Genomic DNA, 15,456 nt, shown 5'->3' with positions numbered 1-15,456 from the left:
CCTCTACCTTTCTAATATCTGAACTTCGTCTTCTCCATCGGTTTCAAGAAATTTTACACTAACTACCTCATCCCCTGATGTAGGAACATTTTTCCCAACATAATCTGGTCTAATTGGAAATTCCCTATGGCCTCTGTCAACCAAGACTGCCAATTGAACCTTCTTAGGTCTGCCATTATCTATCAGTGCATCCAAAGCTGCCCGGACTGTTCTGCCAGTATAAATGACATCATCCACCAAAACCACTTTTTTACCATCAATATCCCCAGCAAAATTCTCTTTTACGACAGGCTTATAACCTATCTCCTTTAAATCATCTCTGTACAAGCTTATATCTAGAGTAAATACGTCGACTGAGGTTTCCTCGATCTCCATTATTTTTTCAGCAATCCTGTGAGCAAAAGGGACTCCCCTGGTCTTGATCCCAACAAGAACCAAATCCTTTATACCCTTATTACGCTCAATTATTTCGTTTGCTATCCTTGTTGTAGCCCTAAAAATCGCTTTTTGGTCCATTATAGATGCTTTGATCTTCATGGTAACCCTCCCTTCTGTCAAGCTTTGATAATATCTCTTTGAATAAATCAGGACACGGAGCCTTGAATTCAAGCTTCATTCCAGTCACGGGGTGAGTAAACTCAATTCTTCCGGCATGAAGTAGCTGAACAGCTATGCCAAATTCATTCTTGCCATTCGAATAAACGGGATCTCCGACAACTGGATGACCAATCTTCGACAAATGAACTCTTATCTGGTGTGTCCTGCCAGTTTCAAGTCTTACTCTTACCAAAGTATACTTATCATAGTATTTCAAAACCTGGTAATGTGTTATGGCTGGCTTACTATTTTTATATATCACCGCCATCTTTTTTCTATTGGAAGTATCTCTACCTATTGGAGCGTCGATAATTCCTTTTTCTTCCTTTAGCCTCCCATGTAGCAAAGCAATGTACTCCCTGACTATTTTATGATCCTTTAGTTCATTTGATAGAGCTCTATGTGCAATATCAGTCTTTGCAACTACAATAAGTCCGGAAGTATCCTTATCCAGTCTGTGTACTATCCCAGGTCTGATTACGCCGTTTATCGAAGATAAATTGTCCAGGTGGTATAAAAGTCCGTTTACCAGCGTTCCTTCATAGTTGCCCGGAGCTGGATGTACGACCATTCCTTGTGGTTTGTTTATGACGGCAAGGCTTTCATCCTGGTATACTATATCTATTGGCAGATTCTGTGCCTTGATCCTCAATGGCTCAGCCTCTGGAACTACTGCGAGGATAGACTCCCCTTCCTTTACTAAATAACTCGGTTTTTTATATTTCCCGTCTACTGTAACGTTCCCGTCCTTAATAAGCTTTTGTATATAGGTTCGTGAAATTTCATTCAATTCCTCAGCCAGATAATGGTCAAGTCTTTCATTGTCATCTTCACCTACATACAACTCGATCTTCTTCATGCACGATCGACCGCCTTTTTTTCCAGCTTATCAAATAACACAGTGTAAACCAATAGTGCTGTTCCTACTACTATAAATATATCAGCAATGTTGAAAACAGGGAAGTTGTATATCTTTAGATCCAGTTTTATGAAATCCACTACATACCCAAGTCTGACTCTATCAATTAAGTTCCCGACAGCACCTCCGGAAAGCATTGATATAGATAGTTTTGTTAAAATAGTAATATTCTTGCTGTTTCTAAGCATGTAAACTACCATCGCAAATACAACTATAGACGTAATTACTATAAAAAACCATCTCTGATTTTGAAGTATACCAAACGCAGCTCCATAGTTTTTTACATAATGGAGTTCAACAAAATTCTTTATTATTTCAATGGGCCTTTGACCCATCAGGTATTGAGTTGCAGCTGACTTCGTTATTTGATCAGCCAAAATTATAAATATAGACAATATAAGTCCCAATGAATTTCCTCCCCACAATAAGCCTTGAATAAAAAAGGAGCCTATGCTCCCTGTTCTTCCCTGACAGAATTTACTTCTGTAATCAAAAATTCCTCAGCCTCTTTGTAATAATTATTTAGCGATAAAATTTGAGATTGCAGAAATGACTCATATCTTGTCTTAAATATGTACATTTCCTTCCTCAGCTGGTCATATTCATCCTTGATATCCCTGACCTCTTCCTTGGTTTTTTCAATCAACCTTCTGCCTTCATCTTCGGCATTACCGATAATTAAATCAGCTTTGCTTCTCGCATTCAGAGCAACCTCTTCAGCTGTTTTTTGCGCAATGATCAACGTATTCTTAAGAGTTTCCTCCATAGTATTATACTGTCTTATCTGGTCCGTAAGCATGCTGATCTTGTCCTTATACTCGATATTTTCCTTGTACATCTTTTCGTAATCCTCGAGTATCTCGTTGAGGAATGAGTTAACGGCCTTAGGGCTGTAGCCTCTGAACGACCTTGAAAAAACCTTGTTTTGAATATCAAGAGGTGTTATCATGTCATCACTCCGTTATTTATAAATTTTTAATGCAATATTAAGCCTTCCTTTTTTACTCAAGCCATTCCTTGTCTCATAAAGAGCTCTCCCAAGACCCCTTGCTGAAATCATATCTCCAGGCTCAAGTTTGTAACTGGACTTTTCAACCGACTCCCAATTTACTTTTATATCACCGGCTTCAATTTTTGCCTGACTTTCATTTCTGGATAGATTGAATGCTGCTCCTAACATCACATCAAGCCTTTCTGATGCAATAAATAAATCCTTGCGTTCATAAGCTTGTTCTTTAAATACTACCTTATCTATAGAGATTAGAGAACATTTGACATTTACATTTCCGACCTTCTGAATGTTCATCAATAGGTAATCTCCGATCTCTTTTTTCAAGGAAACGATAGCACTTTTCTCTCCAATAAAAATATCCCCGATCTTTCCTCTTTTTATACCCATGCTCATGAGGCTCCCCAGGAAATCCCTATGATTCAATGAGTTAATATCCCCAGATATTTCCAAGTAACTTGTGTACTCAATGAAATCCATTTGTACCATATAGTCCGGAAATAGAAGAAAATACTTTCTTTCAGCAAATTCAGGCCCTCCAGCTTCCAAGTAGCCAAGATTGTGTATCCCGTTAAATATCGCCATTGCTGTTTTTCTCTCGAAGGGGTCTATAAAATCAGTATCAACTACCACATGTTTATTTAAGGCAATCTCTGCCTTGTCGATAAGCATCCTCATCTTTAATAGCAGCTCGGGTTTCTTTATATGTGATGTCAGCCTTTCTCTGTCCAGCAACTAATCACCCCGCAATATTAATCAGCAGAGTATAAGCTAGTCTTAGAAACAATATTGCAACCCATGGAGAGAAGTCGATAAATCCTCTTCCTAATCCAAGTTTGTCCAGAAGAGCTCTCGCTGGAGACATTATAGGCTCTGTTAGCTCTAAAACAGCCTTTCCAACTACATTATCCATAGATACTCTGAAAATGGACATAAAAATTCTTATTATAATCAGTATCTCGATTATATCAAATAATATCCTGACAGATCTTAGCACTGTATACATTAAATTCTCCTTACCAAGGGAAAATCCCTCTGTTTTTAAGCTCATCCTTAAGGCCGTCGATTTCTATATTACTTGGAGCTAAAATAAATATATCCTTAGTTACCTTCTGAATTTTACCCTCTACTGCATATAATCCACCATTAATAAAGTCAAATATCTGCCTCTTAACAGTTGTGTCAAGTTGTTCGAAATTTACTACTATTGCCTTCCTGAGCTTGAGATCATCTATTATAGCAGGCGCTTCCTCATAGCTTAAAGGCTCGTGTACAGAAATTTTCATATTGCTGTTGGTGTGGATGTTGACTACCTTATTATTGTATTTTCTGGACTTGGGAGCAGCAACATCGTAGGACTCATCCTCAATGGTCTCCTCCTCATGAGTGTATTCATCTTCCTCCTCATAGTCATCGATACCGATGAAGTACTTGAATTTATCCATTATCTTGCCCACACAAATCCCTCCTAATAATTTCTCTTCCCGAAAATTCCTGTTCCTACTCTAACCATGTTAGAGCCTTCCTCAATAGCAATTTCAAAGTCATTGGTCATCCCCATTGAAAGGTACTGGAAATCTATCTCTTTATATGAATTTGTCTTGATTCTTTCCCCCAGTTCATACAGACCACTGAAGGTCCTTCGAAGAATTGATTCCTCTTCAACAAAAGGAGCAATGGTCATCAATCCCTTTATCTTCAAGCTGTCATACTTCAGAGCAGATTCAATAAATGGTATTGCTTCCGCAGGTGAAATTCCAAATTTGGTGTCCTCACCTGAAACATTTACCTGTATAAGAACATCAATGATTCTTCCAATTTTTTTTGCCCTTTTATTGATTTCCTCTGCAAGTGATAATCTGTCAAGTGAATGGATCAAATGGACACTATCTGCTATGTACTTCACTTTATTTGTTTGAAGATGTCCAATCATGTGGTATCTCGCAGCAGTACCAAGTGACTTCATTTTGTCAGAAAGCTCTTGAACCTTATTCTCACCAATATCAGTTGCACCTGCTTCAATTGCCTCTCTTATTCTCCCCAAGTCGATTGTTTTTGTGACTGCAATAAGCTGTATATCATCGCTTCTACCAGCCTTGGAAGAAGCAGCAGCAATTCTTTCATTAATTAACTCGAGATTCTCCCTGATGCTAATTTTTGATCCCCCCATTAATCGATTATTTCTCCCTCAGAAAACTTATCTGGGTCCAGCAAAACTTCAGTATACATATTTATAGTTTTAAATCTCTTGCCACCCTCATCCTCAATATATCCATATGAATCGCCAGGTTCTACGTAGGTGAAATTCTCATCTTCTCCAACTATTTTAATAGGTCTGAAGCGAACAACACCATAAAATTCCTTAATAAATACCCCTGTCTTCCCTTCATTGTCACGTACGATCTCTTTGGGTATCCTTAAAGAATCTACCTTCAGTTTCACTATATCCACATTTGCATGTCTCACATCGTATAGTTCGCCCAGCAGTGTATTAGATTTGAAAAAATACAGGACACCTGAGTTATCCTTCTTGATTTGGATCAGTGGAACTTTCAATGAATATACCTCATCTGGGTTGACTCGTATAATCACTTCATAGACATTGCCTGTTTCAAGAGATCCAAAATCAGACTTTACTGCTAAAATCCAGTCGAAACCATCAACGATCTTAAATGCTGCTTTTTTGTTGTTATCTGAAATAGGAGCATCAAAATACTCAGGCTTAAAATTTTCAAGGTTATTGGTATCCAATAATTCTTCATACCCATCGATTTCGAATGATACAATCCCGGAGTGAGAACTGTATATTCTCTTGACATTTTTTTCAATGTCACTTTTCAAAATATCTCGCTCCTGCTCAAGCTCATTTATTTTATTAGAGATATCCTCAGGGCTGCTTAGGTGATTATTCACTAGAAATCCTAGTTGCTTCCCTAAGTCTCCCTTTAAATTGTGGGCAGTATAATAATCATCGATTGAAACAGCCAATTGAAGTCTGGAGAGAGTGTCTGAATAATTATCTGCATTTCCTGTTTGAAGCAGTGCAATGCTCTTTTCAATTTCAACAAGCTTATTTTTTTGACCAGTCAAATCTACCCCTGATAATACATTTGCTACCTCATAGCCAAAGGGCACCCTTTCACCCTCAAGAGCAACTCTGAAGACTTCTCCATTATATGGGTTATCATAGACTTTTTCGTCACGTATCATCAAACCTTGACCGGTAATGACTTCTTTGTATTCATCATATACCGGCAATACTGTTTCTACCCTGCCAATCAATAGTCCAGGTAATACATTTATAAGAAATAAGACCAGAAATAGCAATGATATCAGAGTTACAGCTTTCCTGGTACTCGATTCTCTTACCGAAGCCATATGATCAACACCTAACTGAAAAATTTTCCGTATTTACTCATGATCCTGAATTGTTTAATGGATTCGATCTTTAGCTTTATTATCTCATTTGCATGAGTTACAAGCTTGATCGATTGTTCCTTCTGAACTGCTCCTAATAGAATTCCGCGGAACTTTTCCTTGGTCTTTGTGATTACAGTTATTTCGTCTCCAGCCTTTAACTTTGTGCCATCAAGGAAAAATTCCTGCATATCAGTATCGTCTATCTCCTCTTGAGAGATATGTTTATTGTCAATCAGTATGATGTTATTCTTAAGATAATACTTCTCTTTTAATACCGTTAAAGAATATCCCAGCACACTTGCAAATAAAAGTATTGAAGCAAGGGATATCAAAAAATCAAACATGAATCATCCTCCTACAACTTAGATAGTGTCAGTATATCACAATCACACGTCATTTTAAACCACTTTACAAATTCAATTTTATCAGTTATAATTACGTTTGTGACGGGGTGTGGCGCAGCTTGGTAGCGCACAAGTCTGGGGGACTTGGGGCCGTAGGTTCAAATCCTATCACTCCGACCATGAAATAATGCTGCTCTTAATAGGAACAGCATTTGTTTTTTTGTATATTAAAGTCCTGGTGAAATATTACCAGGACTTTAATGAAGCTACTATTTCCATCTCGTGCTTTTTTTCTCTGCTCATTAACTTCTGAACTGAATTTCTGACGTCTGCTCCGTTATACAATACATTATATATCTCTTTGGTAATTGGCATTTCTATACCTAAGCTCTTTGATAAGTTGTATGCAGCCTCTGTGGTCTTAATGCCCTCAACCACCATTCCTATCTCCTCAACAGCCTGAGCCATCGTATAGCCCTTCCCAATGAGGATTCCAGCTCGTCTATTCCTACTGTGCATGCTTGTACAGGTCACAATTAAGTCGCCGATGCCAGAAAGTCCGGAAAATGTATCAGCTTCAGCCCCTAAAGCAACTCCCAGCTTTGACATTTCGTATATCCCCCTGGTCATCAGAGCCGCCTTTGTATTGTCGCCATAGCCTAATCCATCAGAAATTCCTGCACCTAAAGCTATTATATTCTTTAGTGCACCACCCAGCTCCACACCTAAAACATCAGGATTGGTATAAACCCTGAATGCAGGGCTAGAAAATACATCCTGAACAAGCTCGGCAACCTCCTTACTTCTGGAGGCGGATACCACAGTTGTAGGAATTTCTCTGGATACCTCTTCCGCATGTGATGGTCCGGACAAAACTGCAAATCCGTTGTCAGGATAATATTCAGTAACGATCTCTGAGATCATTTTCATAGATCTCATCTCAATTCCCTTCGCTACGTTAACGATTATTTGCCCAGATACCACAGCGTCCCCAATGCTCTCAAGAATTTCACGAATACTGTTTGTAGGAACGGCAAGCAAAATAATCTCACTGTCTTTAACTACATCCTTTATTATAGTTGAAACATTTATATTCTTTGGTATACTGATACCCGGTAAATACTTTGCGTTTGTCCTTTTGACACTGATCTCTTCAGCCTGCGATTCATTTCTTACCCAAATATGCACCTCATATTCCTTCTGAGCGAGCAGCATAGCCAAAGCAGTGCCCCAGCTACCACCGCCAAGTATCCCAATCTTTGCGTTCATTCAATCACCTGCCTATCCTATTTTCATTTCCAGCAAGTAAACGCTTAATATTCTCTCTATGTCTATAGTATCCTAAAATAGCCAAGACGGCTGTCAGTGCAGTCAGGTAGGGATCTTTTACAAAAACTCCCATGGAAGTCAGTAAAAATAATAAAGATAAAAATACTATCGATCCCAAGGATACATACTTAGTAATAACTGCAGTCAGTATTCCAATGACTACACTCAAAAGGGTTGTCGGGAAGCTTAAAACAGCCATAGCAGCAATAGTTGTTGCTATACCCTTTCCTCCTTTGAAGTTAAGAAATACCGGCCAATTATGCCCGATAACTGCAAATAGTGCTGAAATATATCCTCCAAATCCATTATGGAGATAAATTCCAATTAGAACTGCTATGATCCCTTTTGTGAAATCCATCAAAAATGTTAAAACTCCGAGCTTTTTGCCCATGATCCTAACAGCATTGGTTGCACCTGCGTTGCCGCTGCCATGTTTTCTAATATCGATTTTCATGAACAGCTTTCCTACAACATAAGCTGATGAAAAGCTGCCTATCAGATAGGATAATGCTGCTATTACAACCAACCTCATATTACTCACCTTTTTCTCTGAATTCAAATATTATTGGAGTCCCTGCAAATCCAAAGTGGCTCCTTATTTGATTCTCAAGATATCTAACATACGAGAAATGCATCAGTTCTTTTATATTGACAAAGATTACAAACCTCGGAGGCTTAACAGAGACTTGTGTACCATAATAGATTTTTGCTCTCTTACCTTTGTCAGAAGGCGGCTGATTCATTAGGATAGCCCTGTTAAGAATATCGTTAAGAACGCCAGTACTTATTCTCATATTATAGTTATTATTTACAATATTGATCATTTCCAGAAGTTTGTCAACTCTTTTCCCTGTTTTTGCGGATATGAATACTATTGGTGCGTAATTTATGAAGCCTAAGGTCTCTCTAATTTCCTTTTCATGGCTTAGATATGTTTTATCATCTTTGTCCACAACATCCCATTTATTAACTGCTACGATTATAGCTTTCCCGTTATCGTGAGCATAACCCGCAATTTTGGTATCCTGCTCTGTTACTCCCTGAGTCCCATCAACAACCAGTACACAAATATCAGCCCTGTCAACGGCGGTAAGGGTCCTTACTACTGAATACCTTTCAACCTTCTCTGTTATATATCTCTTCCTTCTTAATCCTGCAGTATCAACAAAGATGTACTTGTTTCCACTGTGTTCAAAATAGCTGTCTATGGAGTCCCTGGTGGTCCCAGGTATATCCGTAACTATAACTCTTTCCTCTCCAAGGATATAGTTGATCAAGGATGATTTGCCCGCGTTGGGCCTGCCGATAAAGGCAACTCTTATACTCTCATTATTTTTCTCAGTGTCGCTGTCCTCAGGAAAATATTTGACTACTTCGTCCAGCAGGTCCCCTAACCCCAATGACTGTTCTGCTGAAACGGCCATCGGTTGGCCAAGTCCAAGCTCATATAGTTCGTATAGCTCATCCGGGACTTTTCGGTTGTCTATTTTATTAGCTACAAGTATTACGTTTCTTCCTGATTTTCTCAGGATCTCAGCTATTTCTTTATCTGTAGTAGTCAAGCCTTCAAGTCCGTCTACTACGAAAAGGATCGCGTCAGCAGTTTCAATAGCCATTTCTGCTTGCTTCTTGATGTTTTGCATAACAATGTCGTCCTTCTCCGGTTCAAGACCTCCAGTGTCTATAATTGTGAAAAACCTTCCCAGCCATTCGCCTTCGGCATATATCCTATCTCTGGTTACTCCTGGTACGTCCTCAGTTATTGCTATCCTTCTACCAGCCAACTTGTTGAACAGAGTTGATTTTCCAACATTTGGACGACCTACTATACATACTATCGGTCTGCTCACGACCTCACCTCTTTCATAATTGATTCTAAAAACTCTCTACCATCTACAGGCACTAATCTAAGCCTGTTCATCAGGAATTCACTTGCTTGACCAAATGTCATATTATCCAGGAATATGTCCTCGTCTCTTTTCATCATCGACTTTGGAATAAAAACAGCGTCGTATTCTTCACTTCCTCTTACTTGGTCAACCAGGTCTCCGCCGGTTATAAGTCCAGAAACTGTTATCGTCTCGCCAAAGAAATTGTTTTTGATTGGAATGACATCAATTATTAGACCCGATATCTTATTTATAACCATCTCTGACATGTTTTTCATGAAGTTCGATGCAAGCTTTCCCGTAGCGATAAGAAGTCATTTATCTGATTGGATCACATTTATACCATCCAATGCTTCCACCAATTCATAAGAGAAGGATCTTAACAAACCCACTCCATTTTCGTACTGAGGAAAGCCCTCATAAAAATCATGATCCGGCAGCTCCTTGCCTGATACACAATAGAATTCGTCGGAAGCAAAGACAAATCTTGTGCCATGACTCTCAAGATACTCATGCTGCATCTCATCAATCTGTTCTATTAGCTTAGAAGCAGACTCTTGATCATATATTTGCAGCGAATCCAATCCATCCCTGTATTTTGTTATGCCCACTGGAACAACAGCCACTGAATTTATCGATGGATACAAAGAAGAAAGGTCGCTTATTGTTCGCTTTAGCTCTAAACCATCATTCACCCCAGGGACAAGCACTATCTGACAATTCATCTCCAGTCCAGCTTCATGGAACCTCTTAAGAGTATCAAAGATAGCTCCGGCTTTTTTGTTCCTTAGCATTTTGATTCTTAGTTCAGGATTTGTAGTATGCACCGAAACGTTGATTGGGCTTAGTTTATAGTCAATTATTCTTTGAATGTCGTCCTCATTCATATTTGTCATGGTGATAAAATTACCCTGTAAAAATGACAGCCGCGAATCATCATCCTTAAAATATAAAGTATCTCTCATGTTTTGCGGCAACTGATCTATAAAGCAGAACATACATTTATTCTGACAGGTCTTTGCTTTGTCTATCAAAGGATTTGTAAATATAATACCAATATCCTCATTAAAATCCTTCTCAATCTCAAATTCCCAAAGCTCTCCGTCTTTTTTTTCAATGACAATATCAAGCAGCTCATCAGATATAAGATACCTGTAATCTATTACGTCCCTCACCGGTTTGTCGTTTATGCTAACGAGAATGTCCCCAGGATCTATTCCAAGCTCATCAGCTATACTGCCAATGACGACGTCCTCAATTATATTCCTTGATTCCCTGATATTTGTAATTTCCATTTAGATTACCACCTGAATAAAAAATTTAGAGCCTACAGATGACTGTAGGCTAAATTCCTGGACTAATAGAGAGGAAACTTATCGCATAGGTCATACACTCTTTGTTTGACCATGTCCTTATCACTTTCTGGACTTAATGCAAGATTTATCAGCTCTGCAATTTCCTTCATTTCGACTTCCTTCATACCTCTTGTCGTCATGGCCGCCGTACCGACTCTGATCCCACTTGTTACAAATGGACTCTCTGGATCATTTGGGATGGTATTTTTATTGGTTGCCATACCTACCTCGTTTAGCATAGCCTCTGCAGCCTTGCCTGTCAAGCCTTTATTTCGAACGTCAATCAGAATAAGGTGATTGTCTGTTCCTCCACTCACTAACCTGAATCCAAATTCCTTCAGGCCTTCAGCCAATGCATTGGTATTGGTTATGATCTGCTTTTGGTAGACCTTGAAGTCATCCTTTAGTGCCTCACCAAATGCCACTGCCTTAGCAGCAATAACATGCATCAAAGGACCTCCTTGGATACCTGGGAAGATTGCCTTATCGATCATCTTTGCATATTCAGCCTTACACAGAATAGCTCCTCCCCTGGGGCCCCTCAAGGTCTTATGGGTGGTTGTTGTAACAAAATCAGCATAAGGGACAGGATTCTGATGAAGTCCAGCAGCAACGAGTCCTGCTATGTGAGCCATATCAACCATTAGGTATGCTCCTACCTCGTCAGCGATTTCCTTAAACTTTGAGAAGTCTATTTCTCTGGGGTAAGCACTTGCACCTGCAACTATCATTTTCGGTTTTTCTCTTATTGCAATTTCTCTCACAGCATCGTAATCTATAATCTCCGTCACCGGATCTACACCGTATGCAACGAAATTATAATAAACGCCTGAAATGTTTACAGGACTGCCATGAGTCAAATGTCCACCTTGGGAAAGGTTCATTCCAAGTACTTTATCACCAGGCTTCAGAAATGCAAAATAAACTCCAAGGTTTGCATTTGAACCGGAATGAGGCTGAACATTTGCATGGTCAGCTCCAAAAAGCTGTTTTAATCTCTCTATGGCTAATTCTTCTGCAAGATCTACTATCTCACAGCCGCCATAATACCTCTTATTTGGGTATCCCTCTGCATATTTATTTGTCAATTGGCTGCCCATCGCCTCCATAACCGCTTCTGATACGAAATTTTCTGATGCAATGAGCTCAATATGCTTATTTTGCCTGTCGATTTCTCTCTGTACTATTTCCATCATCTTAGGATCTGTCTTTGCTAAGTTTGTAAAATCCATACACACGGCTCCTCCCGAATCAATTTTGATTAACCCCTATGCCCTTCATCCAACGCAAGCCTTTTACTTGGTATACTTCAGCATAATTTCAATTAGTTTATCCATATCCTGCTCTTTACCGTCAGGTGACTCGAGTAAACAATGCTTCATATAGTTCTCAAGGATAAGCCCGCCTACATTGTTAAGTGCGCTTCTTGAAGCAGAAATCTGTATCAGGATATCACCGCAGAATTTATCCTCCTCGACCATTTTCTGTATACCCTTAATTTGGCCTTCTATTCTCCTAAGTCTAACTATCAAAGAATCCTTGTCAGTCAAGTCAGATCCCCCCTATAGCTTTCTAGTCATAACTATGACACTTTCATCCTTCTTGGCAAAGCTTCTATCTATGATTCTAATGACAAAAAAAGCGATAGCAAGAAAAACAATCCCTACTCCGAAGCTCGAAAGCTCCTTGTTAGCAGTGTCAGCACCTTTGAATATCAAGTTTCCTACGATGATCCCCATTATCAAAAATGCGAAGGGAATCATGTAAATTATTGTTATATACTTCATTATATTTTTTTGTATTGCCTGAAGCTCAACGAAATCTCCAGGCTTAGCATCTATATTATTCTTGAGCACAACATAGTGGGGTTTTTCCTCGCAAGAACTTGCGCAGCCTTTACAACTGCCTCACCCAGCTGTCCTCTTTACTTCAAGCTGTACCTTGTTGTCGCCCACAAAACCAGTCACATATCCGATTTGTTCCATACTACATATCCTCCTCCCTTAAAGCTATATCCTTGATTACCTCACCGGCAAGTATTAGTCCTGCAACTGAAGGGACAAATGAAACACTGCCTGGTATCGCTTTTCTTCTGTCGATATCCCCCAGATTCACATCAATAGGTTCTTCTGGCGAATAAACAACCTTAAGAGCCTTGACTCCTCTTTTTCTAAGCTCATTTCTCATGACCCTTGCCAATGGACATACCCTGGTATTGTATATATCGCTGACCAGAAAAGCTGTAGGATCAAGCTTATTACCTGCTCCCATTGAGCTTATGATAGGTATACCCATTTCAAGCGAACTTGTAACCAAATCTATCTTTGATGATACCATATCTATAGCGTCAATAATATAGTCAAATGAAGGATCCAAAAACTCTTGTCTTGTGTCTTTTGTATATCGCTCCTGAATCGCTTCTATTATCAACCCAGGATTTATCTCCAGCAGCCTATCTCTCATAACATCGACCTTAGGCAAACCAACAGTCTTTGAAGTTGCATGGATCTGTCTATTTATATTAGTAACATCAATTGTATCATAGTCTATCAGAATCAAGCTTCCTATTCCAGTTCTGGCTAAAGCCTCCGCAGCATAGGACCCAACTCCTCCAATGCCAAAAATAGCCACCTTGCTGTTTCCAAGTCTCTCCATACCCTCTGAACCAAGCAGATAGGATGATCTTATGAAAGCATTATTCATTATCCACATCGACCTTTATATGGGCTTCAGTTAACTGCTCCGCAGTAACATGTGTTGGTGCACCAGTCATCAAGCATGTTGCAGACTGAGTTTTGGGAAATGCGATAACATCTCTTATGTTTGACGATCCCGAGAATAACATTATAAGCCTATCCAAACCAAATGCAATCCCACCATGGGGAGGGGTCCCGTACCTGAATGCTTCCAAAAGGAAACCGAATTTATCCTGTGCTTCTTCCTCACTAAGACCGAGAGCCTTGAACATTCTGCTTTGAAGCCCGGAATTATTTATCCTTATGCTGCCTCCACCCATTTCATCTCCGTTTATAACCAAATCATATGCCTTTGCCCTGACCTTATCCGGATTGCTCTCCAGTAACTCAATATCCTCTTCCACCGGGTGAGTGAATGGATGATGTTTTGCAACGTATCTCTTCGCATCCTCATCATATTCCAGTAATGGGAACTCCGTGATCCAAAGCATTTCATAATGGTCATCCCTGAGTATCCCAAGTCTCTTGGCAACCTCATTTCTAAGATTGCCAAGGCTGTCAGATACAACGGACAGCTTATCAGCAATAATAAGTATAAGATCGCCTTCCTTAGCATCGAATCTGTAAAGAAGTGTACTCATATCTGCATCACTGAAGAATTTCCCTATGGGAGAGGTTATTCCTTCTTTGGTCACCTTAATCCATGCCAGACCCTTAGCGCCATAGGTTTTAACATAATCCTCCAGGGAAGCTATATCTTTCCTTGTAAAGCTTTCGCCATAACCATTAAGGTTGATACCTTTAACAGCTCCACCATTGGCTACTGCATCAGAAAATACCTTAAATTGAGACTTCGATGCAATATCTGAAATATCGTTCAGTTCGAATCCAAACCTTAAATCTGGTTTGTCCACCCCAAATCTTTTCATTGCTTCTTCATAGGACATCCTTCTAAGAGGCAGTTCTATGTCGATTCCCTTTATCTCTTTGAATAGTCTTTTCATAAGCTTTTCATTCATCGAAAGAACATCATCTACCTCAACAAAGCTCATCTCTATATCTATCTGGGTAAATTCAGGCTGTCTGTTTGCCCTTAGGTCCTCGTCTCTAAAGCATTTTACAATCTGGTAATATCTGTCCATGCCCGAAACCATCAACAATTGTTTAAGAAGCTGAGGTGATTGGGGAAGTGCATAAAACTGGCCAGGATTCACCCTGCTTGGTACCAAGTAGTCTCTCGCCCCTTCAGGTGTTGGCTTAGTAAGAACGGGAGTTTCCACCTCAACAAATCTATTTTCATAAAAGAAATCCCTCACTGTTTTCGCTACCTTAGCTCTAAGCTTAAGATTGCTCTGCATCCCAGGTTTTCTAAGGTCGAGATATCTGTATTTCAATCTCATTGATTCACTAACGTTGTCATCATCCTTAATGTAGATCGGGGGAGTTTCGGCTTCATCAAGTATCTTTAGTTCAGAGACAAGAAGCTCAACATCACCTGTAGCCATGTTTGGATTCTTCGACTGTCTTTCCCTTACGATACCCTTTACAGCTATTACATATTCAGCTCTTATGCTTTCGGCCTTTTCAATCAGTTCCCTCGGTACGCTATCATCAAACACTATTTGCGAGATCCCAGTGGTGTCCCTGAGATCTACGAACATCAGCCCTCCAAGATTCCTTTCTCTTTGAACCCAACCCATTAAGGTAACTTCCTTGCCAACATCACTGATGCTGAGTTCTCCACACATCATGCTTCTTCTCAGGTTTCCCATTCTTTCTCCCATTTTTTCTCCCTCCTAAAAATAAATTAAGCCCCTCATCTCTGATTTTCAGGGACGAGAGGCAATCTCGCGGTACCACCCTAATTAGGCTATCCTCACTCTTCTTTTAACGCTTCC

At 39.6% G+C, this 15,456-nt stretch carries 17 protein-coding genes, 1 tRNA gene, 2 pseudogenes and 1 other annotated feature (1 of these 21 running past the window's edge); of the genes and pseudogenes, 1 reads left to right on the top strand and 19 read right to left on the bottom strand.

Annotated elements, in window-relative coordinates:
• Positions 1 to 3: 3 nt before the first annotated feature.
• Genes pyrR through EC328_RS05280 form a run of 10 tightly spaced genes read right to left on the bottom strand, consistent with a single transcriptional unit; the run spans position 4 to position 6,289 of the window.
• On the bottom strand, positions 4 to 537 hold the full coding sequence (gene pyrR, locus EC328_RS05325; protein WP_128425826.1) for a bifunctional pyr operon transcriptional regulator/uracil phosphoribosyltransferase PyrR: 534 nt from the start codon (positions 535 to 537) through the stop codon (positions 4 to 6).
• Entirely contained in the window at positions 494 to 1,456 is a 963-nt protein-coding gene (locus tag EC328_RS05320; protein WP_128425825.1) for an RluA family pseudouridine synthase, read from the bottom strand. Before EC328_RS05320 ends, pyrR begins: the two co-directional genes overlap by 44 nt.
• Positions 1,453 to 1,923: a signal peptidase II gene (lspA, locus tag EC328_RS05315; RefSeq protein ID WP_128425824.1), complete on the bottom strand. Its 471-nt coding sequence runs from the start codon at positions 1,921 to 1,923 to the stop codon at positions 1,453 to 1,455. The genes EC328_RS05320 and lspA overlap by 4 nt, the downstream gene beginning before the upstream one ends.
• A 41-nt stretch (positions 1,924 to 1,964) precedes the next feature.
• Positions 1,965 to 2,465 carry a DivIVA domain-containing protein gene (locus EC328_RS05310; protein ID WP_128425823.1) on the bottom strand — a complete coding sequence of 167 codons (501 nt, stop codon included), beginning with the start codon at positions 2,463 to 2,465 and terminating at the stop codon, positions 1,965 to 1,967.
• Between the two features lie 12 nt (positions 2,466 to 2,477).
• Positions 2,478 to 3,260, bottom strand: coding sequence for a YlmH family RNA-binding protein (locus EC328_RS05305; protein ID WP_128425822.1), 783 nt, complete (start codon positions 3,258 to 3,260; stop codon positions 2,478 to 2,480).
• A 4-nt stretch (positions 3,261 to 3,264) separates the two neighbouring features.
• The gene (locus tag EC328_RS05300) at positions 3,265 to 3,531 is read right to left on the bottom strand and encodes a YggT family protein (RefSeq protein ID WP_164906038.1); all 267 of its coding nucleotides are present in this window, start codon (positions 3,529 to 3,531) and stop codon (positions 3,265 to 3,267) included.
• A 10-nt stretch (positions 3,532 to 3,541) separates the two neighbouring features.
• Positions 3,542 to 3,982 carry a cell division protein SepF gene (locus EC328_RS05295; protein WP_240671533.1) on the bottom strand — a complete coding sequence of 147 codons (441 nt, stop codon included), beginning with the start codon at positions 3,980 to 3,982 and terminating at the stop codon, positions 3,542 to 3,544.
• An 11-nt stretch (positions 3,983 to 3,993) separates the two neighbouring features.
• Positions 3,994 to 4,695, bottom strand: coding sequence for a YggS family pyridoxal phosphate-dependent enzyme (locus EC328_RS05290; protein WP_128425820.1), 702 nt, complete (start codon positions 4,693 to 4,695; stop codon positions 3,994 to 3,996).
• On the bottom strand, positions 4,695 to 5,903 hold the full coding sequence (locus EC328_RS05285; protein WP_128425819.1) for a biotin/lipoyl attachment domain-containing protein: 1,209 nt from the start codon (positions 5,901 to 5,903) through the stop codon (positions 4,695 to 4,697). Before EC328_RS05285 ends, EC328_RS05290 begins: the two co-directional genes overlap by 1 nt.
• An 11-nt stretch (positions 5,904 to 5,914) precedes the next feature.
• A complete protein-coding gene (locus EC328_RS05280; protein WP_128425818.1) occupies positions 5,915 to 6,289 on the bottom strand; it encodes a hypothetical protein in 375 nt (124 codons plus the stop codon).
• A gap of 103 nt (positions 6,290 to 6,392) precedes the next feature.
• On the opposite strand from EC328_RS05280, the gene EC328_RS05275 reads away from it, so the two are divergent.
• Positions 6,393 to 6,469 (top strand) — tRNA-Pro (locus tag EC328_RS05275).
• 66 nt (positions 6,470 to 6,535) lie between these two features.
• Here EC328_RS05275 and EC328_RS05270 read toward each other — a convergent pair.
• The 9 genes and pseudogenes from EC328_RS05270 to aspS all read right to left on the bottom strand — a co-directional run bounded on the left by EC328_RS05270 (position 6,536) and on the right by aspS (position 15,342).
• Positions 6,536 to 7,558 carry an NAD(P)H-dependent glycerol-3-phosphate dehydrogenase gene (locus EC328_RS05270; protein WP_128425817.1) on the bottom strand — a complete coding sequence of 341 codons (1,023 nt, stop codon included), beginning with the start codon at positions 7,556 to 7,558 and terminating at the stop codon, positions 6,536 to 6,538.
• A 4-nt stretch (positions 7,559 to 7,562) separates the two neighbouring features.
• Positions 7,563 to 8,150, bottom strand: coding sequence for a glycerol-3-phosphate 1-O-acyltransferase PlsY (gene plsY, locus EC328_RS05265; RefSeq protein WP_128425816.1), 588 nt, complete (start codon positions 8,148 to 8,150; stop codon positions 7,563 to 7,565).
• Between the two features lies 1 nt (position 8,151).
• Positions 8,152 to 9,468, bottom strand: a complete 1,317-nt coding sequence (gene der / locus EC328_RS05260; protein ID WP_128425815.1) for a ribosome biogenesis GTPase Der — start codon at positions 9,466 to 9,468, stop codon at positions 8,152 to 8,154.
• Positions 9,465 to 10,802: pseudogene (locus tag EC328_RS05255) on the bottom strand (DUF512 domain-containing protein). The gene der and the pseudogene EC328_RS05255 overlap by 4 nt, the downstream one beginning before the upstream one ends.
• Positions 10,803 to 10,864: 62 nt before the next feature.
• Complete coding sequence (locus EC328_RS05250) at positions 10,865 to 12,094, bottom strand: serine hydroxymethyltransferase (RefSeq protein ID WP_128425814.1); 1,230 nt, start codon at positions 12,092 to 12,094, stop codon at positions 10,865 to 10,867.
• Positions 12,095 to 12,157: 63 nt separating this feature from the next.
• Positions 12,158 to 12,412 (bottom strand): metal-sensitive transcriptional regulator, encoded by a 255-nt coding sequence (locus tag EC328_RS05245; protein WP_128425813.1) that lies wholly within the window; start codon positions 12,410 to 12,412, stop codon positions 12,158 to 12,160.
• Between the two features lie 12 nt (positions 12,413 to 12,424).
• A pseudogene (locus EC328_RS05240) lies at positions 12,425 to 12,754 on the bottom strand (SoxR reducing system RseC family protein); the annotation flags it as partial.
• A gap of 94 nt (positions 12,755 to 12,848) precedes the next feature.
• Positions 12,849 to 13,565 carry a tRNA threonylcarbamoyladenosine dehydratase gene (locus tag EC328_RS05235; RefSeq protein ID WP_128425811.1) on the bottom strand — a complete coding sequence of 239 codons (717 nt, stop codon included), beginning with the start codon at positions 13,563 to 13,565 and terminating at the stop codon, positions 12,849 to 12,851.
• On the bottom strand, positions 13,558 to 15,342 hold the full coding sequence (gene aspS / locus EC328_RS05230; protein WP_128425810.1) for an aspartate--tRNA ligase: 1,785 nt from the start codon (positions 15,340 to 15,342) through the stop codon (positions 13,558 to 13,560). The genes EC328_RS05235 and aspS overlap by 8 nt, the downstream gene beginning before the upstream one ends.
• 44 nt (positions 15,343 to 15,386) lie before the next feature.
• Positions 15,387 to 15,456 (bottom strand) — a binding site (T-box leader); it runs 120 nt beyond the window's last position.

The sequence above is a fragment of the Gudongella oleilytica genome (assembly GCF_004101785.1).
In the GTDB taxonomy this organism is placed as follows: Bacteria; Bacillota; Clostridia; order Tissierellales; family Tissierellaceae; genus Gudongella; species Gudongella oleilytica.
This window is presented reverse-complemented; position numbering and strand designations above follow the sequence as displayed.

Coding starts and splice junctions, on each gene's coding strand:
- EC328_RS05310 (WP_128425823.1), bottom strand. CDS start 2,465: ATGATAACACCTCTTGATATTCAAAACAAGGTTTTTTCAAGGTCGTTC.
- plsY (WP_128425816.1), bottom strand. CDS start 8,150: ATGAGGTTGGTTGTAATAGCAGCATTATCCTATCTGATAGGCAGCTTT.
- EC328_RS05280 (WP_128425818.1), bottom strand. CDS start 6,289: ATGTTTGATTTTTTGATATCCCTTGCTTCAATACTTTTATTTGCAAGT.
- EC328_RS05300 (WP_164906038.1), bottom strand. CDS start 3,531: ATGTATACAGTGCTAAGATCTGTCAGGATATTATTTGATATAATCGAG.
- pyrR (WP_128425826.1), bottom strand. CDS start 537: ATGAAGATCAAAGCATCTATAATGGACCAAAAAGCGATTTTTAGGGCT.
- EC328_RS05285 (WP_128425819.1), bottom strand. CDS start 5,903: ATGGCTTCGGTAAGAGAATCGAGTACCAGGAAAGCTGTAACTCTGATA.
- EC328_RS05290 (WP_128425820.1), bottom strand. CDS start 4,695: ATGGGGGGATCAAAAATTAGCATCAGGGAGAATCTCGAGTTAATTAAT.
- EC328_RS05250 (WP_128425814.1), bottom strand. CDS start 12,094: ATGGATTTTACAAACTTAGCAAAGACAGATCCTAAGATGATGGAAATA.
- aspS (WP_128425810.1), bottom strand. CDS start 15,342: ATGGGAGAAAGAATGGGAAACCTGAGAAGAAGCATGATGTGTGGAGAA.
- EC328_RS05235 (WP_128425811.1), bottom strand. CDS start 13,565: ATGAATAATGCTTTCATAAGATCATCCTATCTGCTTGGTTCAGAGGGT.
- EC328_RS05270 (WP_128425817.1), bottom strand. CDS start 7,558: ATGAACGCAAAGATTGGGATACTTGGCGGTGGTAGCTGGGGCACTGCT.
- EC328_RS05320 (WP_128425825.1), bottom strand. CDS start 1,456: ATGAAGAAGATCGAGTTGTATGTAGGTGAAGATGACAATGAAAGACTT.